General features: G+C 72.7%; 20 protein-coding genes. 9 read left to right on the top strand and 11 right to left on the bottom strand.

Annotated features, from left to right (window positions below):
* The first annotated feature begins 178 nt into the window (after positions 1–178).
* Both H1D33_RS17640 and H1D33_RS17645 read left to right on the top strand, forming a co-directional pair.
* Entirely contained in the window at positions 179–643 is a 465-nt protein-coding gene (locus H1D33_RS17640) for a PRC-barrel domain-containing protein (RefSeq protein WP_181572101.1), read from the top strand.
* A gap of 65 nt (positions 644–708) precedes the next feature.
* On the top strand, positions 709–1,440 hold the full coding sequence (locus H1D33_RS17645; RefSeq protein WP_414685423.1) for a tyrosine-protein phosphatase: 732 nt from the start codon (positions 709–711) through the stop codon (positions 1,438–1,440).
* Between the two features lie 47 nt (positions 1,441–1,487).
* Here H1D33_RS17645 and H1D33_RS17650 read toward each other — a convergent pair whose 3' ends face one another.
* Both H1D33_RS17650 and H1D33_RS17655 read right to left on the bottom strand, forming a co-directional pair.
* Complete coding sequence (locus tag H1D33_RS17650) at positions 1,488–2,585, bottom strand: branched-chain amino acid aminotransferase (RefSeq protein WP_181572099.1); 1,098 nt, start codon at positions 2,583–2,585, stop codon at positions 1,488–1,490.
* Between the two features lie 173 nt (positions 2,586–2,758).
* The gene (locus H1D33_RS17655) at positions 2,759–3,790 is read right to left on the bottom strand and encodes a 3-isopropylmalate dehydrogenase (protein WP_181572098.1); all 1,032 of its coding nucleotides are present in this window, start codon (positions 3,788–3,790) and stop codon (positions 2,759–2,761) included.
* Positions 3,791–4,009: 219 nt separating this feature from the next.
* On the opposite strand from H1D33_RS17655, the gene H1D33_RS17660 reads away from it, so the two are divergent.
* On the top strand, positions 4,010–4,882 hold the full coding sequence (locus H1D33_RS17660; RefSeq protein ID WP_181572097.1) for an FAD:protein FMN transferase: 873 nt from the start codon (positions 4,010–4,012) through the stop codon (positions 4,880–4,882).
* A gap of 334 nt (positions 4,883–5,216) precedes the next feature.
* Entirely contained in the window at positions 5,217–5,573 is a 357-nt protein-coding gene (locus H1D33_RS17665) for a hypothetical protein (protein ID WP_181572096.1), read from the top strand.
* Between the two features lie 81 nt (positions 5,574–5,654).
* Here the strand turns inward: H1D33_RS17665 and serA are convergent, their stop codons facing one another.
* The 5 genes from serA to H1D33_RS17690 all read right to left on the bottom strand — a co-directional run bounded on the left by serA (position 5,655) and on the right by H1D33_RS17690 (position 13,586).
* Entirely contained in the window at positions 5,655–7,253 is a 1,599-nt protein-coding gene (gene serA / locus H1D33_RS17670; RefSeq protein WP_181572095.1) for a phosphoglycerate dehydrogenase, read from the bottom strand.
* A gap of 269 nt (positions 7,254–7,522) precedes the next feature.
* Entirely contained in the window at positions 7,523–8,536 is a 1,014-nt protein-coding gene (gene ilvC, locus H1D33_RS17675) for a ketol-acid reductoisomerase (protein WP_181572094.1), read from the bottom strand.
* 58 nt (positions 8,537–8,594) lie between these two features.
* Entirely contained in the window at positions 8,595–9,110 is a 516-nt protein-coding gene (gene ilvN, locus H1D33_RS17680) for an acetolactate synthase small subunit (RefSeq protein WP_099162192.1), read from the bottom strand.
* Complete coding sequence (locus H1D33_RS17685) at positions 9,111–11,024, bottom strand: acetolactate synthase large subunit (protein WP_181572093.1); 1,914 nt, start codon at positions 11,022–11,024, stop codon at positions 9,111–9,113. It lies immediately after the preceding gene.
* Positions 11,025–11,168: 144 nt separating this feature from the next.
* On the bottom strand, positions 11,169–13,586 hold the full coding sequence (locus tag H1D33_RS17690; protein WP_414685546.1) for a putative bifunctional diguanylate cyclase/phosphodiesterase: 2,418 nt from the start codon (positions 13,584–13,586) through the stop codon (positions 11,169–11,171).
* A 128-nt stretch (positions 13,587–13,714) separates the two neighbouring features.
* On the opposite strand from H1D33_RS17690, the gene ilvD reads away from it, so the two are divergent.
* Complete coding sequence (gene ilvD, locus H1D33_RS17695; protein WP_181572091.1) at positions 13,715–15,562, top strand: dihydroxy-acid dehydratase; 1,848 nt, start codon at positions 13,715–13,717, stop codon at positions 15,560–15,562.
* 66 nt (positions 15,563–15,628) lie between these two features.
* Here the strand turns inward: ilvD and H1D33_RS17700 are convergent, their stop codons facing one another.
* Positions 15,629–17,209 carry a right-handed parallel beta-helix repeat-containing protein gene (locus H1D33_RS17700; RefSeq protein ID WP_181572090.1) on the bottom strand — a complete coding sequence of 527 codons (1,581 nt, stop codon included), beginning with the start codon at positions 17,207–17,209 and terminating at the stop codon, positions 15,629–15,631.
* Positions 17,210–17,434: 225 nt separating this feature from the next.
* Here H1D33_RS17700 and H1D33_RS17705 point away from each other — a divergent pair, with 225 nt between their 5' ends.
* On the top strand, positions 17,435–18,145 hold the full coding sequence (locus tag H1D33_RS17705; protein WP_181572089.1) for a hypothetical protein: 711 nt from the start codon (positions 17,435–17,437) through the stop codon (positions 18,143–18,145).
* Here H1D33_RS17705 and H1D33_RS17710 read toward each other — a convergent pair.
* Positions 18,134–18,886 carry a hypothetical protein gene (locus tag H1D33_RS17710; RefSeq protein ID WP_181572088.1) on the bottom strand — a complete coding sequence of 251 codons (753 nt, stop codon included), beginning with the start codon at positions 18,884–18,886 and terminating at the stop codon, positions 18,134–18,136. The two genes, H1D33_RS17705 and H1D33_RS17710, sit on opposite strands and share 12 nt — an antisense overlap.
* Positions 18,887–19,241: 355 nt before the next feature.
* On the opposite strand from H1D33_RS17710, the gene H1D33_RS17715 reads away from it, so the two are divergent.
* Together H1D33_RS17715 and H1D33_RS17720 are read left to right on the top strand one after the other, a co-directional pair.
* Complete coding sequence (locus H1D33_RS17715; RefSeq protein WP_307755437.1) at positions 19,242–19,424, top strand: hypothetical protein; 183 nt, start codon at positions 19,242–19,244, stop codon at positions 19,422–19,424.
* Positions 19,375–19,911, top strand: a complete 537-nt coding sequence (locus H1D33_RS17720) for a DUF397 domain-containing protein (RefSeq protein ID WP_246412042.1) — start codon at positions 19,375–19,377, stop codon at positions 19,909–19,911. The genes H1D33_RS17715 and H1D33_RS17720 overlap by 50 nt, the downstream gene beginning before the upstream one ends.
* Here the strand turns inward: H1D33_RS17720 and H1D33_RS17725 are convergent.
* A complete protein-coding gene (locus tag H1D33_RS17725) occupies positions 19,905–20,186 on the bottom strand; it encodes a hypothetical protein (protein ID WP_181572087.1) in 282 nt (93 codons plus the stop codon). The genes H1D33_RS17720 and H1D33_RS17725 overlap by 7 nt on opposite strands.
* A gap of 270 nt (positions 20,187–20,456) precedes the next feature.
* Here H1D33_RS17725 and H1D33_RS17730 point away from each other — a divergent pair, with 270 nt between their 5' ends.
* Positions 20,457–21,854 carry a stress response protein gene (locus tag H1D33_RS17730; RefSeq protein ID WP_181572086.1) on the top strand — a complete coding sequence of 466 codons (1,398 nt, stop codon included), beginning with the start codon at positions 20,457–20,459 and terminating at the stop codon, positions 21,852–21,854.
* Positions 21,855–21,910: 56 nt separating this feature from the next.
* Here H1D33_RS17730 and H1D33_RS17735 read toward each other — a convergent pair whose 3' ends face one another.
* Positions 21,911–22,093 carry a hypothetical protein gene (locus H1D33_RS17735; protein WP_181572085.1) on the bottom strand — a complete coding sequence of 61 codons (183 nt, stop codon included), beginning with the start codon at positions 22,091–22,093 and terminating at the stop codon, positions 21,911–21,913.
* Positions 22,094–22,117: the final 24 nt, after the last annotated feature.

A 22,117-nucleotide genomic window follows, 5' to 3' on the forward strand; every position in this document is an offset into this window, starting at 1 on the left:
TCAGGACGAAGCTGGTCACGACCGGTACTCTGCCACCTCCGCCGCTGGTTGGGAGCCGTAATCCACATTCCGGGACACCGGGCGAGGGTTGAAAAGTCGGCCAACGGGTACCAACCGGTGCAGCAACGACACATTCGCTCCCCACGACGGCCCACCGGCCGGGACAGGAGTCACCCCTATGGACAGGCTCGACCCGCACACCACGCACGGCACCACCGACCCGGTCGCCGACGGCGGCCAGGGCGCCCACGCCGGCGGCGCGCCGGCCGGCGCGTTCGACCCGTGGCGTTACCGCGACGAGGCCGGCGTGGCCAGCGCGGACCTCACCGGCTACAAGGTCGAGGCCACCGACGGCGGCATCGGCAAGATCGACAAGGCCAGCCACGAGGTCGACGACAGCTACCTGGTCGTCGACACCGGCCCGTGGATCTTCGGCAAGAAGGTCATGCTGCCGGCCGGCACCGTGAACCACGTCGACCACGACGAGCGCAAGGTCTTCGTCGACCGGGACAAGGACCAGATCAAGGCCGCCCCGGAGTACGACGAGACCAACCACGCCGACCCCGCCTACCGGGACAGCCTCGGCGGCTACTACGGCGAGAACCACTCCGCGCTGCCGCCGGACGGCCCGACCCGGATCTGACACTCGCACCGGCCACGGCCGGCGGGGGCACACCGATGCCACCGCCGGCCGTTACCGTGTCAGGGGTGGACGCACCGGAGACACCCTTCCCCGCGTTGTTCAACTTCCGCGACGTCGGCGGCTATCGCGCCCGTGACGGGCGCACCGTCCGACGCCGCCGGCTCTACCGCTCCGACTCGCTGCACCGCATCGACGAGACCGACCGGGCGGCGTTCACCGCGCTCGGCATCCGCACGGTGATCGACCTGCGCCGCCCCACCGAGGTGGAACGCGACGGCCGGGTGCCCGACTACGACGGCCTGGCCTACCGGCACATCCACCCCGAGCACGAGGACTGGGCCGCCCGGCAGTACGAGTCCTCCGGGGTCAGCCTGGCCCGCTACCTCGCCGACCGCTACGCGGACCTGGCCCGCACCGGCACCGCCGGCCTGGCCGAGGCGGTCGGCCTGATCGCCGACAGCGCCAACGCCCCGGTGGTGGTGCACTGCGTCGCCGGCAAGGACCGCACCGGCATCGTCTGCGCGCTCACGCTGGCCGTGCTCGGGGTGCCCGACGACGACATCGTCGCCGACTACGCGCTGAGCACCGCCGCCTCCGAGCGGTTCAGCGCCTGGGTCCGGGCCACGCTGCCGGACGCCGAGGAGCCGCCACCGCCGTTCCTGGCCTCCCCGGCCGAGGCGATGGAGCTGTTCCTCGCCGAGCTGCGCGCCGGCCACGGCTCGGTCGAGGGCTACCTGACCGACGCCGGCGTCACCGCCGAGCAGCTCGACGCGCTCCGCGCCCACCTGCTCGAATGAGCGACGCGGCCGGCCCGCTCCGCCGAGGAGCGGGCCGGCCGCGCCGATCAGAGAACCTGGGTGACCCAGCCGTGGCGGTCCTCGGCACGGCCGCGCTGGATGTCGACCAGCCGCTGCCGCAGGGCCATCGTGGCCCGGCCCGGCTCACCGCCGCCGATGAGGAACTCGCCGTCCGGGAACTTCACGCCGCCGATCGGGGTGACCACGGCGGCGGTGCCGCAGGCGAAGACCTCCCGCAGCCGCCCGCTGGCCGCGTCCGCCTGCCAGTCGGCGAAGCTGACCGGCTGCTCCCGCACCTCGTGCCCGGCCTCGGCGGCCAGCGTCAGCACCGCGTCGCGGGTGATGCCCGGCAGGATCGTGCCGCCCAGCGGCGGCGTGACGAGCGTGCCGTCGTCGTAGACGAAGAAGACGTTCATGCCGCCCAGCTCGTCGACGTAGCGCCGCTCCACAGCGTCCAGGAAGACCACCTGGTCGCAGCCGGCCTCGATCGCCTCGGCCTGGGCGGCCAGCGAGGCGGCGTAGTTGCCGCCGCACTTGGCCGCGCCGGTGCCGCCGGGCGCCGCCCGGGTGTAGTCCGGGGAGACCCAGACCGTCACCGGCTTCACCCCGCCGGCGAAGTAGGCGCCGGCCGGCGACGCGATGACGCAGTAGAGGTATTCGTTGGCCGGACGCACGCCGAGGAAGACCTCGCTGGCGAACATGAACGGACGCAGGTAGAGGCTGGCGTCCTCGTGCTCCGGGATCCACTCCCGATCGATCTCGACCAGCTTGCGCAGCGACTCCACGAACGTCTCCGGCGGCAGCTCCGGCATGGCCAGCCGCTGTGCGGACGCGACGAACCGGGCCGCGTTGGCCTCCGGCCGGAACATGGTGACCGACCCGTCCCCGGTGCGGTACGCCTTCAGGCCCTCGAAGATCTCCTGCGCGTAGTGCAGCACCGCCGCGGCCGGGTCCATCGGGATCGGCGCGCGCGCCTCGACCCGGGCGTCGTACCAGCCCTTGCCCTCGGCGTAGCGGACGGTGACCATGTGGTCGGTGAACACCCGGCCGAAGCCCGGGTTCGCCAGCAGGGCGGCCCGGTCGGCGGCGGATACCGGCGCGGGATTCGGACGGATCTCGAAATCGAGCTTGTCACCACCGCTCATCGCGCTGACCTCCCTGCGGTCCCACGGCATGCGGGATCGCACGCCGACGTCACTGGTGCCAGAAACTTACCCCGAACGGTCGTTCAGCGGATAGCTCCGCCCCCGCGCCGGCGGCGAGGCGGGCCCGGGACGGGTCTGGCGGCCCGTGACCGGGCCAGGGAAGCCGGCCCGGGTCAGGCTACGGCGTGCGCGGCGAGCCGGTCGCCGACCTCCTCGGTGCGCACCGGCGCACCGGGCGTACGGCCGGCCAGCTCGGCGGCGACGGCGGCGCCCACCCGGGCGGCGGCCTCGGCGTGGCCGAGCTGGTCGAGCAGCAGCGCGGCGGAGAGCACGGCGGCCACCGGGTCGGCGACGCCCTTGCCGGCGATGTCCGGCGCGGAGCCGTGCACCGGCTCGAACATCGACGGGTAGCGCCCCTCCGGGTTGATGCAGCCGCTGGCGGCCAACCCGATGCCACCGGTCACCGCGGCGGCGATGTCGGTGAGAATGTCGCCGAAGAGGTTGTCGGTGACCACCACGTCGTAGCGGGACGGGTTGGTCACCAGGAACATCGCGGCGGCGTCGACGTGCTGGTATTCCGTGGTCACGTCCGGGTGCTCGGCGGCCACCTCGGCGAACGCGCGGGACCAGAGCGAGCCGGCGTGGGTGAGCACGTTGGTCTTGTGCACCAGCGTCACCTTGCGTCGCTCCCGGCGACCGGCCCGGGCGAACGCGTCGCGGATCACCCGCTCCACGCCGTGCCGGGTGTTCAGGCTCTCCTCGGTGGCCACCTCGGCCGGGGTGCCCCGGTGCAGGCTGCCGCCGGCGCCCGCGTACAGCCCCTCGGTGCCCTCCCGGACCACCACGAGGTCCACCTCGCCGGGCTTGACGGCGGCCAGCGGGCTGGTCACGCCGGGCCAGAGCCGCGACGGGCGGAGGTTGACGTACTGGTCGAAGGCGAACCGGAGCTTGAGCAGCAGGCCGCGCTCCAGCACGCCCGGCGGGACGGTCGGGTCGCCGACCGCGCCGAGCAGGATGGCGTCGTGGCCGGCCAGCTCGTCGAGGACGGAGTCGGGCAGCACCTCGCCGGTGCGGTGCCAGCGCGCGGCGCCCAGGTCGTACTCGGTGGCCTCGATCCCGGGCAGCACCGCGTCGAGGACCTTGCGGGCCTGCCCGACCACCTCGGGACCGATGCCGTCGCCGGCCACCACCGCGATGCGTGCCACCTGGCGCTCCTCACCTCGTCGTTCTGCGCAACGGTACGTCGCCGTCCCGCCCCCCGGTACGAGTCTTCCACGATCCGGGACGGGCGATGCACAGGAGGCTCCCAGCCGGCATTCATGGTGCGGTCATCTCCACTGCCTATGGTCAGGACGACCGGGTCGACGGGGGTCCGGGACCGGCATCGCCGCGACGCGGCGGCGGCCAGCGAGGGGGCGGGTGTCATGCGGATCGACCAGCGGCGGGCGCACTGGGCGGACGAGCAACCCCGGACCCGCTGGGTCGACCAGTCCGCGTTCCGCCAGCCCCGCCCCGACCTGCGCCTCGGCGCCCGTAGCCACCGGGTGGAGCGGGACGGCACCGCCGCCGGAGACCGGATCAGCGTCCGGCACACGGTGAGCACCACCACCGCCGAGTACACCCTGCTGCTCAACGCGCCCGACTGGTTCGGCCACCGGGGCGTCGGCGAGGCGCTCCGCGACGCCGTCGCCGAGCTGCGCGCCGTCGACCTCACCTACGGCCCCAACCAGCCGGACAGCCTGGTGTCGCGACTGCGCCGCGACGAGATCAGCCCCGACTCGTACCCGCCGCTCGCCGACCTGGTCGACCGCTGCGCCGCGATGCGGGCGGCGACCGACGGATGGTTCGACGCGTGGGCGGTGCCGGGCGGCTTCGACCCGGGCGGCCTGCTCGGCGGCTGGGCGGTGGAGCGGGCCGCGGCCCGGTTGCGCGCCGCCGGCATCCACGACTACGCCGTGCTCAGCGGCGCCGACCTGACGGTACGCGGACACGCCGCGCACGGCGGCCCGTGGCGGGTGGCGGTGCACCACCCGACCGAGGCGCGCCGGGCACCGCTGGTGCTGGAGATGACCGCGGGCGCGGTCGGCACCTCCGGCGTCACCGGCCGACGCGGGCACGTCGTCGACCCGCACACCGGCGAGCCGACCGACCGGCTGGTGGCCGCCACCGTGGTCGGCCCGGACCTGGCGATCGCCGACGCCTACGCCACCGCGCTGTACGCCGCCGGCCCGGCCGGCCTGACCTGGTTCCGCGACGGTTCGGACTATCGCGCGCTCTTCGCGCACCACCGCCGCTGACGCGCGGCCGCGCCCCGCTCTCGCATCCGGGGTGTGGGCCGCGATCGGCCCCCGCGGTCTCGGCAACGACCGTGGGGGCCGGTCAGCGACGAGTGCGCGTGGCTCGCGCAATCGAGGGGTGCGGGGCCGACAGGCCGAACGCCCGACCACGCCACCCGAAGACGGGCCGGGAATCGACTCAGCCGTGCACCGCACCGGTACGCTAGCGAATCGACGCAACTCGACGCAAGAGTCTCCACAGCGGACCCATTGGTGCGGTGTCAACAATCAGCAGGTGGGTCCCCGGGGTGGGGCAGAAGTGACGCACGCCGCCTCGGATGGCACGCTGTCCGCCGTGAGTTTCGATCTGAGCGTGTGGGCCCTGCCGAACGGGGCGACACCGGAGCAGGTGCGGGCGGCGGTACGGCAGTGCCGCGAGGGGTGGCACGGCGAGCAGCACCCCGACCCGCGGGTGGTCGGCTTCTACCGGGCGATCACGGCGAGCTACCCCGACCGGCCGGCCCGGCCGGGCACGCCGTGGGAGGTGGCGCCGCTGCACGCGGCCGCCGACCACGTCGAGATGAACCTGCATCCGACCTGCCCCGACCAGGTGCTCCTGGACATCGAGCGGCTGGCCGGCGAGCACGACCTGATGCTCTTCGACGCGCAGGACGGGTCGGTCTACCCGCCACCGGCGCGCGTCCCGTCCTGACCGGCGCGGGCGCGGAACCGGCGCCGTACGACGACGAAGGGCCCGGCCGAACCGGCCGGGCCCCCGTCCGTCCGGTCCGGACTACTCGTCGCGCAGGTCCGCCGCGCTGGCCGCGACCGCGCCGATCGAGTCGGCCGCCGAGGTGAGCAGGTCGGCGCCGAGCGCCTGGTCGACGGTGAGCGTCATCAGCGTCTCACCGCCGGCCTCCCGCCGGGCCACCTGCATGGCGGCGATGTTGACGCCGGCCTCGCCGAGCAGGGTGCCGACCGTGCCGACCACGCCGGGCCGGTCGACGTAGCGCAAGAAGACCAGGATGCCCTCCGCGCCGATCTCCACGTCGAAGCCGTCCACCTCGGTCAGCTTGAGCACGTCGCGGGCGCCGGCGTGGGCCACCGTGCCGGAGACCCGGACGGTACGCCCGTCCGGCAGCGCGCCACGCACGGTCACCAGGTTCGGGTGGTCGACGGTCTCGGCCGGCGTGGCCAGCGTGACCTCGACGCCCCGCTCGGCGGCCAGGTGCGGCGCGTTGACGTAGGTGACCTGCTCCTCCACCACGGAGCTGAACAGGCCCTTGGTGGCGGCGAGCTTCAGCACCGACACGTCGTGGGTGGCGATCTCGCCGCGCACCTCGACCGTGACGCTGGCGGCCACCCCGCCAGCCAGGGCGGTGAACGCCCGACCCAGCTTCTCGGCCAGCGGCAGCAGCGGCCGCACGTCCTCGGCGACCACGCCGCCGGCCTGCACGTTGACCGCGTCCGGCACGAACTCGCCCTGGAGCGCCAGCTTGACGCTCTTCGCCACCGCGAGACCGGCCTTGTCCTGCGCCTCGTTCGTCGAGGCGCCCAGGTGCGGGGTGGCCACCACGTTGTCGAACGCGAACAGCGGCGACGAGGTGCACGGCTCCTTCGCGTAGACGTCGATGCCGGCGCCGGCGACCCGGCCCTCGGCGATCGCGTCCGCGAGCGCCTGCTCGTCGACCAGGCCACCCCGGGCGGCGTTGACGATCCGGACGCCCGGCTTGACCACCGCCAGCTCCTTCTCGCCGATCAGGCCCACCGTCTCCGGCGTCTTCGGCAGGTGGATGGAGATGAAGTCGGCCTCCCGCAGCAGCTCCTCCAGGCCGACCAGGCGCACGCCGAGCTGCGCGGCGCGGGCCGGCTGGATGTACGGGTCGTACGCGATCAGCCGGGTGCCGAACGCGGCGATGCGCTGCGCGAACAGCACGCCGATGCGGCCGAGGCCGACCACGCCGACGGTCTTGCCCTGCAACTCGACGCCGGTGTACTTGGACCGCTTCCACTCGCCGGCCTTGAGCGCGGCGCTGGCGCTGGCGGTGTTGCGGGCCACCGCGAGCAGCAGCGCGACGGCCTGCTCGGCGGCGGAGACGATGTTGGAGGTGGGAGCGTTGACCACCATGACGCCCCGGGCGGTGGCGGCGGGCACCTCGACGTTGTCCAGACCGACGCCGGCCCGGGCGACCACCTTCAGCCGGGGCGCCGCGGCGATCGCCTCGGCGTCGATCTGGGTGGCGCTGCGTACGATCACCGCGTCGGCCTCGGAGAGGGCGGAGAGCAGGGCCGGTCGGTCGGTGCCGTCCACGTGGCGCACGTCGAAGTCGTGCGCGAGCACCTCGATGGCGGCGGGGGCGAGTTCTTCGGCGATCAGTACGACAGGATTCATCGGTCCTCGTAGACGCTCGGTATCGGTTGGCCTGGGGCGTCGGGGCGCCGCGCTGCGCCCTGCGCCGAGCCGTGCCATGGCCGTCGGGTGCGCCGGGGCACCACACCAAGGATGGTAGGTGGCGGTCCGCTCTCCCGGTCCCGGACCGCGGGGTGAGGGCCCTCACACAGGCCCGTCACCCGCCCGTCATCGGCCGTTCACGGGCGCGCGACGGCCCGCGGCCCGACGCCGGGGAGAGCGTCGGGTCGCGGGCCGTGCGGTACGCCGGGTCAGGCGGTCTCGGTGATCGGGCGGTCGACCCAGCTCATCATGGCGCGCAGCTTCTGCCCGGTCTCCTCGATCGGGTGCGCCGCGCCCTCGGCCCGCCACTTGGCGAAGTTGGGCCGGCCGGCCTCGTCCTCGGCCACCCACTCGCGGGCGAACTCGCCGGACTGGATCTCGCCGAGGATCTTGCGCATCTCGTCCTTGACCCGGCTGTCCACGACGCGCGGGCCGCGGGACAGGTCACCGTACTCGGCGGTGTCGGAGATGCTGTAGCGCATCCGGGCGATGCCGCCCTCGTACATCAGGTCGACGATCAGCTTCAGCTCGTGCAGGCACTCGAAGTAGGCCACCTCGGGGGCGTAGCCGGCCTCGGTGAGCACCTCGAAGCCGGTCTGCACCAGCGCCGCCGCGCCGCCGCAGAGCACCGCCTGCTCGCCGAAGAGGTCGGTCTCGGTCTCCTCGGTGAACGTCGTCCTGATGGCGCCGGCCCGGGTGCCGCCGATCGCCTTCGCGTACGCCAGGGCGAGGCCGAACGCGCTGCCGCTGGCGTCCTGCTCGACGGCGACCAGGCAGGGCACGCCCTTGCCGTCGACGTACTGCCGGCGGACCAGGTGACCGGGGCCCTTCGGGGCGACCATCGCCACGTCCACCTCGGCCGGCGGCTTGATCAGGCCGTACCGGATGTTGAAGCCGTGGCCGAAGAAGAGCGCCTTGCCCGGCGCCAGGTTCGGCGCGATGGCGTCGGTGTAGAGCGCCCGCTGGGCGGTGTCCGGCGCCAGGATCATGATCACGTCGGCCTCGGCCGCCGCCTCCGCCGGGGTGAGCACCCGCAGGCCCTGCTCCTCGGCCTTGGGCCGGCTCTTCGAGCCGGCGGGCAGGCCGATGACCACGTCGACGCCGGAGTCGCGCAGCGACAGCGCGTGCGCGTGACCCTGGCTGCCGTAACCGATCACGGCGACCCTGCGTCCCTGGATCAGGCCCAGGTCGGCGTCGTCGTCGTAGAAAACCTCAACGCTCATTGACTTCCCTTTCCTACGGCGGTGCCCGTCGGCCCGTCGAAAAACTGGTGGGTACGGATCAGGCGGCGCGCAGCGCCGGGCCGGCGGTGATGGCGCGGGAGCCGCGCCCGATCGCCACGGTGCCGGACTGGACCATCTCCTTGATGCCGAACGGCTCCAGGTCACGCAGCAGCGCGTCGAGCTTGTCCGGGGTGCCGGTGGCCTCGATGGTCAGGGTGTCCGGCGCGACGTCGACCACCCGGGCCCGGAACAGGCCGACCGTCTCCAGCACCTGCGCGCGGGCGCTGCGGTCCGCGCGCACCTTGACCAGCAGCAGCTCCCGGGCCACCGAGACCTGCGGGTCCAGCTCCACGATCTTGAGTACGTTGACCAGCTTGTTGAGCTGCTTGGTCACCTGCTCCAGCGGCGAGGACTCGGCGTTGACCACGATGGTGATCCGGGAGACGTCGGGGTTCTCGGTCTCGCCCACGGCGAGACTGTCGATGTTGAACCCGCGCCGGGAGAACAGCCCGGAGACCCGGGCCAGCACGCCCGGCTTGTTCTCCACCAGCACGGACAGCGTGTGCATCGTCATTTACAACTCATCCTCGTCGAAGGCCGGGCGCACACCCCGGGCGAACATGATCTCGTCGTTGCTGGTGCCGGCGGCGACCATCGGCCAGACCATCGCGTCCTTGCCGACCACGAAGTCGATGACCACCGGGGCGTCGGTGATCGCCATCGCCGCCTCGATCGTCTTGTCCACGTCGGCGGCGTTCTCGCAGCGCAGCCCGACGCAGCCGAGCGCCTCGGCCAGCTTCACGAAGTCGGGGATGCGGTGCTTGTGGGTGCCCAGCTCGGTGTTGGAGTAGCGCTCCCCGTAGAACAGGGTCTGCCACTGCCGGACCATGCCCAGGTTGCCGTTGTTGATGACGGCGACCTTGATCGGGATGCCTTCCAACGCGCAGGTGGCCAGCTCCTGGTTGGTCATCTGGAAGCAGCCGTCGCCGTCCACCGCCCACACCGTGGTGCCCGGCTTGCCGACCTTCGCGCCCATCGCGGCCGGCACGGCGTAGCCCATGGTGCCCAGGCCGCCGGAGTTGAGCCAGGTGTTCGGCTTCTCGTACGAGATGAACTGGCTGGCCCACATCTGGTGCTGGCCGACGCCGGCCACGTAGATCGCGTCCGGCCCGGCGATCTCGCCCAGCCGCTTGATCACGTGCTGCGGGGAGAGCGTGCCGTCGGCCGGCTCCTCGAAGCCGAGCGGATACCGCTCACGCAGGTCGTCGAGCTGGGTCCACCAGTCGGCCAGGTCGACGGCCGGGTGGGCGGCCTGCTCGGCGGTGACCGCCGCGATCAGCTCGTCGATCACGTGCCGCGCGTCGCCCACGATCGGGACGTCGGCGTGCCGGTTCTTGCCGATCTCCGCCGGGTCGATGTCGGCGTGCACCACCGCGGCGTCCGGCGCGAACGAGTCCAGCTTGCCGGTCACCCGGTCGTCGAAGCGGGCGCCGAGCGCCACGATCAGGTCGGCCTTCTGCAGGCCGTAGACCGCGGCGACGGTGCCGTGCATGCCGGGCATGCCCAGGTGCTGGCGGTGCGAGTCGGGAAACGCCCCGAGCGCCATCAGCGTGGTGACCACCGGGATCCCGGTCTGCTCGGCCAGCCGGCGCAGCCCCTCGGTGGCGCCGGCCTTGAGCACGCCGCCGCCGACGTAGAGCACCGGCCGGCGGGCCGCGGTCATCAGCCGGGCCGCCTCGCGGATCTGCTTGCCGTGCGGGTGCAGGGTCGGTCGGTAGCCGGGCAGGTCCAGCGTGGGCGGCCAGGCGAAGGTGGCCGGCGCCTGCAGGACGTCCTTGGGGATGTCGACGAGCACCGGGCCGGGCCGGCCGGTCGAGGCCAGGTGGAACGCCTCGGCCAGCACCCGGGGGATCTCGTCGGCGGTCTGCACCAGGAAGTTGTGCTTGGTGATCGGCAGCGTGATGCCCTGGATGTCGGCCTCCTGGAAGGCGTCCGTGCCGATCGACGGCCGGGCCACCTGACCGGTGATCGCCACGATCGGCACCGAGTCCATGTAGGCGTCGGCGATCGGGGTGACCAGGTTGGTCGCGCCCGGGCCGGAGGTGGCGATGCAGACGCCGACCCGGCCGGTGGCCTGGGCGTAACCGGTGGCCGCGTGCCCCGCGCCCTGCTCGTGGCGGACCAGGATGTGCCGGACCGTGGAGTCGTAGAGCGGGTCGTAGGCGGGCAGGATCGCGCCACCCGGGATGCCGAAGACCACGTCGACGCCGAGCGCCTCCAGCGACCGCACCAGCGAACCGGCGCCGGAGACCTGCGCGGGGGCGGGCTGCCGGACGGGGGCGACGGTGGGCTCCGCGGTGGTCGGGGCGCTGCGACCGGCGGCGGCGCCGGCGCGGGCCGCGGTCTGGTCGGGGTCACCGGTCGCGCCGGCACCCGGACGGGCTCGCCGGGCGGAGTGGGCGAGGGTCTCTGGCGTGGGTCTCGTCATGGCGGTTCAGGCCTTCGGCTGTGAGTGGTGACGCGGGCGACGGCAACAAAAAAGCCCACGTGCAGGATGCACGGGGCCAGCGCACTCTCAGGGGGAGAGTGCGCTCAGGTAAGTACTCGCAGCGACCGGTTCGACGACATGCGGCTAAGCCTGACGCATCTCACGCGATGAGTCAACTGATCCCACATTCTGGTTCACGGAGGTGGGCGTGTCGGCCGGCGGCACCCCTTCCGCACCCGGCGCGAGCTGCGGCGACGCGTCGAGCGGGGGCCGCGGCGCGGGCGGGTTGTTGCGCAGCCGGGGCAGCAGCGGCGACGGGGCGCGCACCGGCGGGGGCGGCGGCGCGGGCGGGAGCGGCGCCGGCCGGTTGCCGGGCGCGGTGGCGGCCTCCAGCATCGCCTCCAGGTGCTCGGCCGGCACCCCCCAGCCGAACAGCGCGCCCTGGCCGAAGCGGCAACCGGCGGCCACCACGGCGGCCAACTCGGTGGGGTTCGTGACCCCCTCGGCGATCACCTCCAGCCCGAACTGGTGGCCGAGGCGCATGACGATGTCGACCATCGGCGCGAACGCCGGACCCTCCCGGCCCACCGGCCGCACCGGCTCGTGCTCGGCGACCAGGCCATGGTCGATCTTGAGAATGTCGATCGGCAGCCGGCGCAACTGCCCGAGCGAGGAGTAGCCGGCGCCGAAGTCGTCCAGCGCGATCCGCACCCCGGTCAGCCGCAGCGCGGTCAGCCGCCGGATCAGCTCGTCCAGGTCGGTGGCGACGGCGTGCTCGGTCACCTCCAGCACCAGCCGCTGCGGCGGCACGTGGTGCGCGCGCAGCGCGTCGGCGACCTGGACCACGTATTCCGGGGCGTGCAGCTCGCGCGGCGAGACGTTCACCGACACCCAGACGTCGTGCCCGTCGGCCAGCCACCGGGAGAGCTGGTAGCAGGCCTGGTGCAGCACCCACGCACCGAGCTTGGCGATCATCCCGCACTCCTCGGCGAGCGGGATGAACTCGTCCGGCCGGACGTTGCCCAGCTCCGGATGGTGCCAGCGCAGCAGCGCCTCGGCGCCGACCGGCCGGACCGAGGGCAGCGAGGCCACCGGCTGGAAGACCAGCCGCAGCTCGTCCCGCTCGATCGCGCCGCGCAACTCGTGCTCCAGCCGGGTCCGCCGGCTCAGCAACTGGTCGTACGTGGCGTCGTAACGCTCGATCCGGTTCTTGCCGCGCTGCTTGGCGTAGCGCAGCGCCAGGTCGGCGTTGCGCAGCAGCAGCTCGACGTCGTGGTTGCCGTGGCTGCCGGCCACCCCGATGCTGACCGAGAGGAAGACCGGGCCGTCCGCCTCCTCGTACGGCCGGCCGAGCACCCCGAGCAGCCGGTCGGCGACCGGGCCGGGCTCGGCCGAGGAGTGCATCAGCACCGCGAACTCGTCGCCGCCCAGCCGGGCGGCGAGATCACCCGGGCGCAGGTTGCCGCGCAGCCGCCGGCCCACCTCGGCCAGCACCGCGTCGCCGACGTCGTGCCCGCGCATGTCGTTGACGTTCTTGAAGCCGTCCAGGTCCAGCCCGAGCAGCACGCAGGGGATGCCGGTCTCGGCACACCGTTGCAGCGCGCGCAGCAGGCCGCGCCGGTTGGCCAGGCCGGTGAGCGGGTCGGTGTGCGCCAGCTCGCGGAAGTGCGCCTCCCGCTCGGCCAGCCTGACGGCATAGCCACGGACGTCGTTGAGCGCCAGATATTGCCGCGCCACCAGCGCGAACCCCTCGACGCTTCCGGCCACGATGCCGTAGCCGTCGAACCGGCCGCCCTGGATCAGGTGGTACATCGCGGAGGCGGCGATGGCGAACATCGGCACGAAGGCGTACTCGCCGTCGCGGCGGATGAGGTCGACGTCGAAGCGCGTCGCGTCCGCCCGGCGCCCGGCGACGGCGACGGCCAGCAGCCCGGCGGCGGTCACCACCGCGCTGGTCGCGAGCATGCCCGGCCCGCCCTGGCACAGCCCGGCGGACACACCCAACCCGCCGACCGGCACCCCGATCGCCCCGGCGCCCAGCAGGGCCAGCCAGCCGCGCGGCGGAGCGGCCCGGAGCACCAGGATCAGGGTCAGCCCGGCGGTCAGCGCCGCGACGACGGTGGCCAGCAGGATGGGCAGGCAGCCCACCGGAGTCGCCGCGCCGAGCAGCCGGGTCGGCGCGCTGAACGCCACCCAGCCGACGAACCAGAGCGCGGTGGCCATGATGACGCCGTCGAGCAGCAGCCGGGCGGTGGCGGCGCGGGTCGCGGCCGCGCCGGGCAGCCGCAGCAGCGCGGCGCCGAGGCCCAGCCCGGCCACCGTGAAGGACGCCGTGACCAGCGTGGCCCAGCCGGTGCGCTGACCCTGCCGGTGCGCCCAGTGGTCCCCGGCGGCCAGCAGCCCGACGAGCCCGAGGAGCAGGCCGAGCAGGGCGGCCCCGGCGGCGACGGCCAGCAGCACGTGGGCCTGCCGCCGGCGGCAGTCGCCCCGACCGGCCGACCGGACGAGCAGCACGGCGGCAGCGGTCGCGGCGAGACCGCTCAGCGTCGCGACGGCGACCATCCCCGGGGACGACTGCACGCGTCAACTCTGCCGGATCCGGGACCTCCGTGGGGCACCGGGTGTGCAACTGTTGGGACACAGGGTGTACGGCCGGGGGCCGCCGGCCGGGCGGTGTCAGACTGGTACGCATGCCTGAGCTGCGGTCGAGGACATCCACCCACGGTCGGACGATGGCCGGCGCCCGGGCCCTCTGGCGGGCCACCGGGATGACCGACGACGACTTCGGCAAGCCGATCGTCGCCATCGCGAACAGTTTCACCCAGTTCGTACCCGGTCATGTCCACCTGAAGGACCTCGGCGGCCTGGTCGCCGACGCGGTGGCCGAGGCCGGCGGCGTCGGTCGGGAGTTCAACACCATCGCCGTGGACGACGGCATCGCCATGGGCCACGGCGGCATGCTCTACTCCCTGCCCAGCCGGGAGCTGATCGCCGACGCGGTGGAATACATGGTCAACGCGCACTGCGCGGACGCCCTGGTCTGCATCTCCAACTGCGACAAGATCACCCCGGGCATGCTGCTCGCCGCGCTGCGGCTGAACATCCCGACCGTCTTCGTCTCCGGCGGCCCGATGGAGGCCGGCAAGACGGTGGCGATCGAGGGCGTCGTCCACTCCAAGATCGACCTGATCGACGCCATGATCGCCTCCTCGAACGAGGCGGTCACCGACGACCAGCTCGGCGAGATCGAACGCTCCGCCTGCCCCACCTGCGGCTCCTGCTCCGGCATGTTCACCGCCAACTCGATGAACTGCCTGACCGAGGCGATCGGCCTGGCGCTGCCCGGCAACGGGTCGACGCTCGCCACCCACGCCGCGCGCCGATCGCTCTTCGTCGAAGCCGGCCGCACCGCCGTGGAGATCGCCAAGCGCTGGTACGACGAGGACGACGCCTCGGTGCTGCCCCGCGCCATCGCCGGCCGGGCCGCGTTCGAGAACGCGGTCGCCCTCGACGTCGCCATGGGCGGCTCGACCAACACGATCCTGCACCTGCTCGCCGCCGCCCGCGAGGCCGAGCTGGACTTCGACGTCGCCGACATCGACGCCGTCTCCCGGCGGGTGCCGTGCCTGGCCAAGGTCGCGCCGAACTCGCCGAACTACCACATGGAGGACGTGCACCGGGCCGGTGGCATCCCGGCCATCCTCGGCGAGCTGGACCGCGCCGGCCTGCTCCACCGCGACGTGCGCGCCGTGCACTCCCCCAGCCTGGACCGGTGGCTCGCCGACTGGGACGTCCGGGGCGGCTCGGCCACGCGAGAGGCGGTCGAGCTGTTCCACGCCGCGCCCGGCGGGGTGCGCACCACCGAGCCGTTCTCCACCACCAACCGCTGGTCGACGCTGGACACCGACGCGGCCGGCGGCTGCATCCGCGACCACGAGCACGCCTACAGCGCCGACGGCGGCCTGGCCATCCTGCACGGCAACCTGGCCCCGGACGGCTGCGTGGTGAAGACCGCCGGGGTGCCCGACGAGTGCCTGACGTTCCGCGGCCCGGCCAAGGTCTTCGAGTCGCAGGACGACGCGGTGACCGCCATCCTCGCCAAGCAGATCGTCGCCGGCGACGTCGTGGTGATCCGCTACGAGGGCCCGAAGGGCGGCCCCGGCATGCAGGAGATGCTCTACCCCACCTCGTTCCTCAAGGGCCGGGGGCTGGGCCGCGCCTGCGCGCTGCTCACCGACGGCCGGTTCTCCGGCGGCACCTCCGGCCTCTCCATCGGGCACGTCTCCCCCGAGGCGGCCTCCGGCGGGCTGATCGCCCTGGTGCGCGACGGCGACGAGATCGTCATCGACATCCCGGGCCGCTCCATCGAGCTGAACGTGCCCGCCGACGAGCTGACCGCCCGCCGGGTCGCCGAGGAGAAGCGCGACCGCCCCTACACCCCCACCGACCGCCAGCGCCCGGTCTCCGCGGCGCTGCGCGCGTACGCCTCGATGGCGACCTCCGCCAGCGACGGCGCCTACCGCCGCGTCCCGGAGTAAGGCGGGGCCCCCGCTTAACGCATTCTGCATAGGCGGGGGCCCCGCTTAACACCGCAGACGTCCCGGCTAGAACCGGGCCCCCACGGCGGCGCCGTTGGAGGGGCGGAGGAAGTCCGAGGACGGGATCGAGCCGTCCCCGTTGCGCGGGCCGGTCAGCGTGCCCGGGTTGGTGCTGACCAGCGACCAGGTGCCGCCGATGTTCCAGGAGTTGCCGCTGCCGCCGGAGTGGGCGCCCAACGACACGTTGGTGCCGTTGGCCACCGCGAGGTTCCCGGTCAGGGTGCTGGCGGACCGGCTGACGTTGAATCCGGCGCCCGGGTTGTTCCACGCGGTGCTGCGCTCGATCCGGTGACTTCCCGGGTTGTTGTTGTCGACGAAGCCGCCGACCGCGTTGCCCCAGGCCATGCTGTTGCGCACGGTGTGGCCGGCGGAGACGCCGTTCCCGCCCAACTTGAAGCCGTTGCCGTCCCCGGTGAAGTCCGGCAGATTCCACCGGTTGAAACCGTTGCCCCAGGCCAGACTGTTTTCGAGGAGGATGGGCGAGGAGAACATCCAGAAGTCGAGCCCGTCGTCGGAGTTGTTCCAGAGCCGGACGCCGCGCACCACGTTGCCGCTGCCGGAGCCCTCCTTGATGGCCAGGCCGTCGGCGCTCTCCCCGTTCTTACGGGGGTCACGGTTGCCGTACGAGTCCAGGTTGATGATCTGGTTATTGCTCGACGACCCGACCACGTGGAAGCCCGCCTCGTAGTTGTCCCTGGTCACCAGGCGCTCGAAGACGCCGTTGTTGACGTCCTGGCCGTACACCGCGTACGGACCGTGGATGATCTCCAGGCCGATCAGCCGCCACCAGTCGCCCTCGATGTGGATCGCGCCCCGCTCGGAGCGGGGAATGCTCCCGCCCACCGGGTCGGGCGTGTGGGGCATGTTCTCCCCGTCGATGACGGCGCGTTCGGTGCCGTAGCCGCGCATCGTGATCGGCTTGCTCGACGTGCCGTTCTTGAGGAGCTGGATGTTCGTGGCGGGCGCGTACGTGCCGCTGCGCAGGAAGATGGTCCAGCCGGGCTGGGCGAGGTCGACGGCCCGCTGGATGCTCGCCAGCGGAGCGCTCAGGGTGCCGGGGTTGCCGTCGTTGCCGTTGGTGGCGACGTAGACCGCGTCGGACGGCGGCGGCGGCGAGGAACCCGACTCGACATCGAGGTAGTCGAGGTTGGGCAGGCCGCCGGAGGAGGTCGGCTGGAGCCTGATGGTGTTGCTGCCGGAGTTCAGGTTCACCGACAGGGACTTGGTCACCCAGGTGTCGAACGCGCCGGTGCCCTCGAACGAGACGTTCTGCAGGGTGGTTCCGTTGACGATCAGGTCGGCCGGACGTGAGCTCGTCGTGCCGTTGGCGAACCGGAAGGACAGCGCGGCCGTCCCCGCCGTCGTGACCGGCACGGTGAACTCGGCGTAGGCCCCCACGGCGTTGGTGCCGTTGCAGAAACCGGTGCCGGAGTAGCCGGACCAGTTGGCATCGATGGTGCCGGTGCATCTCGCCGAGCTGTTCTCGGCCTCGTACCGGGTGGGGGCGGCCGTCGCCGGCGCGGCGGCCGACACCGCGACGACGGCGGCCGCGAGCAGGGACCCGGCGGCGAGCAACGTCAACTTCATCACGCTTCTCCAGGGTGGATGGGTTCGACAGGGTTGCCGGCGGCGCCGCCCTGCCCAGGGGCCGCGCGGGACGTCACAGTGCCCGGATCGCGAGAAAGCGCTTCCATTCAGCGCTGGATACTAATTCACCCCTCGACTGCGGTCAATGCGTTGCGGCGGCGGCCGGACCCGCCGTCCCCACCACGCGCCGTTGCGCCGGTAAGGTCCGGCGACGTGGAGACGACGGTGAGTTACGCACGAGTGGTCCGACCGGCGATCGACCGGGTCTACGTGGGCGCCCGCTGGGCGGCCCGGCCCCGGATGGAGGCGTTCTACGCCGAACGCGGCTGCGACCTCGGCGCGGAGAACAGCTTCTTCTCCGGCGTACTGGCCCGCCCGATCCCGGCCGACGCACTCGCCGACGGCCTGGTCTACACGTCCGGAAGCATGGACGCGGAGCTGAAGCAGGGCGTCGTCGTCCGGGACGACGCGGGCGCCTGGCACCTGACCGAACTGGGCCGGGAGTTGGCGAGTTTCGCGCAGCGGGCCACCGGCGAGGCCGCCGAGGAGAAGTGGGCGATGCTGCCCGGATTGCTGCCCGGCCTGACCATCGTGCCCCGGTTGGCGGAGCTGGTCAGCCGGGTGCTGGCGCACGGGCAGGCCAGCGGGGGGCCGGCGTTCCATGCCATGTCCCCGCCATACGAGCCGGACGACGCGTCGCCCGCGCTGCTGCTGGTCACCCGGCTGGGCTCGCTGCGGCACCACCGCGCGGACGCGCACCGGGCCGCGTGGCGGGCCGCCGGGCTGACCGCCGACGGGATCCGCGAACTGCCGGAGGGGCCGGAGCGCGCCGCGATCGAGGCCGACACCGACCGCCGCGACGAACCGGCTTACGCGGCACTCACCGAGGCCGAGCGCTGGGAACTGCTCGCCGGGCTCGCCGCCCTACCCAATTAGGCGTACGCCGCCGTCGTCGTGGCGGTGGACGGTGTGGCCGGCGCGGGTGACGCGCAGGGTCACCGCCCGACCGGCGTGCTGGGCGGCGAGCCGGACCAGCGCCGGCACCGGGTCGGTGCCCGGCTCGCACGCCGGTGAGCCGGGCACCGGAAGCGGCTCGTCCGGGTCGGTGTGGACCAGTTCGGCCACGTCGTCGGCCAGGTGGGTGAGGCAGTCGTCGAGCGCCGACGCCAGGCTGGGCCGGGTGGGCAGGTCGTCCGGGTGCACCGGGGCGTCGCGTGGCCGCACCGCCACCGACCACCACCGGCCGTCCGGCCGGAGCGGATAGCCGGCGCGCCGCCGCAGGTCGAGCACGCCGACGTGCAACGCCAGGTCCAGGCCGAGCACGAGCCGGACCGGCTCGGGCAGCGGCGGCACCTCCGGGCGGGCGGCGGCGACGAGGAGCCGACCCACCCCGACCTGACGCACGTACTCCCCCACCGGGTCGGCCCCCACCCAGGGCAGGCTGACGTATCCGTCGCGCAGGTCGCGGGCAATCATGTGGCCGCCGTCCGCCTCCGCCAGGTCCTCCGGGCGTACGCCGAAGACACGCGCCCACGCGCCGAGCCGGTAGCGCTCGGGGAGCTGCACCACCGGCCGGCCGTCCGGCGTGGTGGCCACCGTGCGGGTGGCCTCCGGGGTACCGCCTCGCCAGGTCAGGTGCACCACCCGGTGCCGCAGGTCGGTGACGGTGACCAGCACCGCCGCGTGGTCCGACCGGGAGCCGGTGCGCCGAGCCGGGACGGGTCAGGTGGCTCGGCGACCCGACGCAGCGACGGCCGTCCCCGAACCGCCGACCGGCCGGGTGGTCCGTCGACGGCGTCCCGCAGGCCGGTGTGCCACCAGCCGCCGTCGCGCCACACCGCCTGGGCGCCCGGCCGCTCGGCACCGCCGGCCAGGTCGGCGAGGACGCGTCGCTCGATCCGGCCGACCGACTCGACCCGCGCCGGAACCGGCGGCCCCTGCGTCGTGCCGCAGCGCGGGGGGCGCCGTCGAGCAGCCGGGCCGGCGTGATCAGCCCTCGCCCGGTGAGGCGCTGGAGTGCAGCCGGCAGAAGGTGTGGCGGATCGAGAGCGTCCTCGGATCGGCGCGCGGCGTGGACGTGCGGGCGATGTGCCAGCTCTACGACGCGAACGCGGAGCTGACCGGCGCGCTGGCCGCGCTGGTGAGCGAGACGAAGCGAAGGGGTGGTGGCACGCCTACGGCGACGCCATCCCGGACTGGTTCGAGCTGTACGTGAGCCTGGAGCAATCAGCCAGCCGGATACGACGGTACGACGAGGCGCTTGTCCGAGCCTGTTGCAGACTCGCGCCTACGCCTTTTCCGTATACCAGCACCGCAGCGAGGTGACAGAGGAAGAGCGGGAACGGCTCGTAGAGGTCCGCTTGCAACGACAGGCCCTCCTCACCAGGCGGCTACCGCCCGCACCAAAGATGGACGTCGTGGTTTCCGAGGCTGCGCTGCTCCGCGTGGTCGGCGACCGGGAGACGATGGCTGAACAGCTCCGTCACCTGCTGACGGTTGGCGAACGACCCAACGTCCGCATCAGGGTTCTGCCGCTCTCTGCGGGCCTGCATCGGGGCGTCGAGGCAGGAACGTTCGTCATGCTGGAATTTCCGCCCGGAAATCGGGCCACGCCTGAAGGGCCGGTCCTCACCTTCACCCCCGCCGCCTGGACCACCTTCACCGTCCAGACCAGGCGCACCCGGGCCACGGTCGCTCAGTAGTACTCGCGGATGTAGCCGAGGGCGCGCTCGTACACGTCGTTGTCGCGGATCTTGAACTTGATGTAGAGCGTCTTGCGCAGGGACTGCTGGACCACGCGGTCGCCGTCGCGGGTGCCCTGCCAGCCCTCGAAGCGCACCGCTCGCACGCCCTCCTCGACGATCTTCTCGGCGATGATCGGCGTTCCGTTGCCCTTGAGCGACTGGAACAACTCAGTGAGCGCCGCCTTGCCCCGGTCCTCGCGGGGGATCTGCGCGGCGGCCTTCTCCGCAGCCACGGTGTCCCGGGCGAGGCGAACAGTCCCTTGAGGTAGTCCAGGCTGGCCGCTCTGAGTCGACCAACCCGCAGTCAGCTACCGGACAGAAGAGGCGGTCACGGCCGAAACGACGACGCGGACCTCCCCGTCCGACAGTCGAATCGGGCCGGGCGATTCGCCCGACATCCGACCGGGCAACTCTTTCCGTGCGTGTGCGCCCATGGTCACGCCGCTTTCCGGCCCGAACCGCAGGTAACTTCTCGTACCACCGCCTTCACGAGGAGTCACCGCATGTCTGAGGAGACCTGGCTCGCCGCCCGCCTCATCCCCACGTCCGGCATCAACGGCGCGGAGGAGCAGGAACGCCGGGCGACCTCCGCCCTCCTGGCAGTGATGAGCGCGGTTCGGGAATTCGGGCGGGTCCTCACCCAGTCGCTCGGCGCGCCGGCCGGGACGGTGCAGACCTTCATCGAGGTCCCCTTCAAGCTCGGCAACCAGCAACTCTTCCCGGACGGCCTCGTCCGCGTCACGCGGGGTCAGCGGCAGTGGACCGCGCTGGTCGAGGTGAAGACCGGCAGCAACGCGCTGAAGTCCGAGCAGTTGGAGGCATACCTGGACATCGCCCGGGAGCAGGGCTTCGACGCTCTCGTCACGATCTCCAACGAGATCGCCCCCGTCCCGGGCCAGCATCCGACTGCTATCGATCGCCGAAAGCTACGCAAGGTTGCGCTCTACCACCTGCCCTGGACGGAGATCCTCACTCAGGCGGTGATTCAGAAGGAGTACCGCGGTGTCGCCGACCCGGACCAGGCGTGGATCCTGGGCGAGTTGATCCGATACCTCGAGCACCCGCGCTCGGGCGCTCTGGAGTTCAGCGACATGGGATCGGCATGGGTGCAGGTACGCGACGGGGTGTCTGCCGGAACGTTGCGCGCCGGCGACAGCGGCGCGGCTGAGGTAGCCGGCCGTTTCGACGCGTTGATCCGCTACGCCTGCCTGCGTCTCGGCCGGCGGCTGGGCACCGACGTGACTCCCGCGTTGAGCCGCCGCGACCTCGCCGACCCGTCCACGCGTACCCAGTCGCTGGTCAGCCAACTCGTTACGACCGGAACCTTGACCGGCAGCATCAGAATTCCGGGTGCGGTCGGCAGCCTGCACGTCACCGCTGACCTACGGGCCGGGCAGGTCGCCTGTCATGTCGACGTCGATGCCCCTCGTACCGGCCGCCCGACCACAAGGGTGAACTGGCTGATTCGCCAATTGAAGGACGCACCGGAAACCGTTCGAATCGAGGCCTTCGCCATGCACGCGCGCGGCGGCGGCGCAACGGATCTTCTGCGGCAGGTCCGTGCCGAGCCGACGACGCTGATCGTCGATCCCACACGCGAGCTGCGGGCGTTCCGGATTGCTCGAAGCATGGCCGCGGGAACCAAGCGGGGAACCGGACGGGGCGCTTTCATCGACTCGGTGTTGCACGCGATCGACGACTTCTACGAACAGATCATCCAGAACCTGAAGCCGTGGATGCCCGCGCCGCCGCGCCTGCGGACGCCCGAAGACGTCACGCCCGTGCAACCGGTCGCCTCAAGCCTCGTCTCGACCGCAATTTCCTCCCAGGACAGCCCGGAGTTCGACACCCCTTCGGAGCCGTCCGGTAGCCATGGGACTCACGCCCTCCCACAGGAGTGACCCAGTGCCCTCCTCCCTATGACGCCGGTGGGAGGAGGGCGAGGTGCGCGTCCGGATCAGGGCCGGTTCGGGTCTACGGTCCGCTTGTCGTCGGCCGGGTCCGTGCCGTCCTCGGGCAGACCGGCCTCCCGGGGCCACGCCTGCGGGGCGTTCCGGTCGGCACACGGGTCCTCGGGTGCCGCGTGCTCGGGGTCGGCGCCCCCGGCATGGTCCTCGGAGATCTCCACCGGATCAGTCATGCCGTACCGGATACCCGCCACGCC

This window comes from Micromonospora ferruginea, assembly GCF_013694245.2.
GTDB classification, from domain to species: Bacteria; Actinomycetota; Actinomycetes; order Mycobacteriales; family Micromonosporaceae; genus Micromonospora; species Micromonospora robiginosa.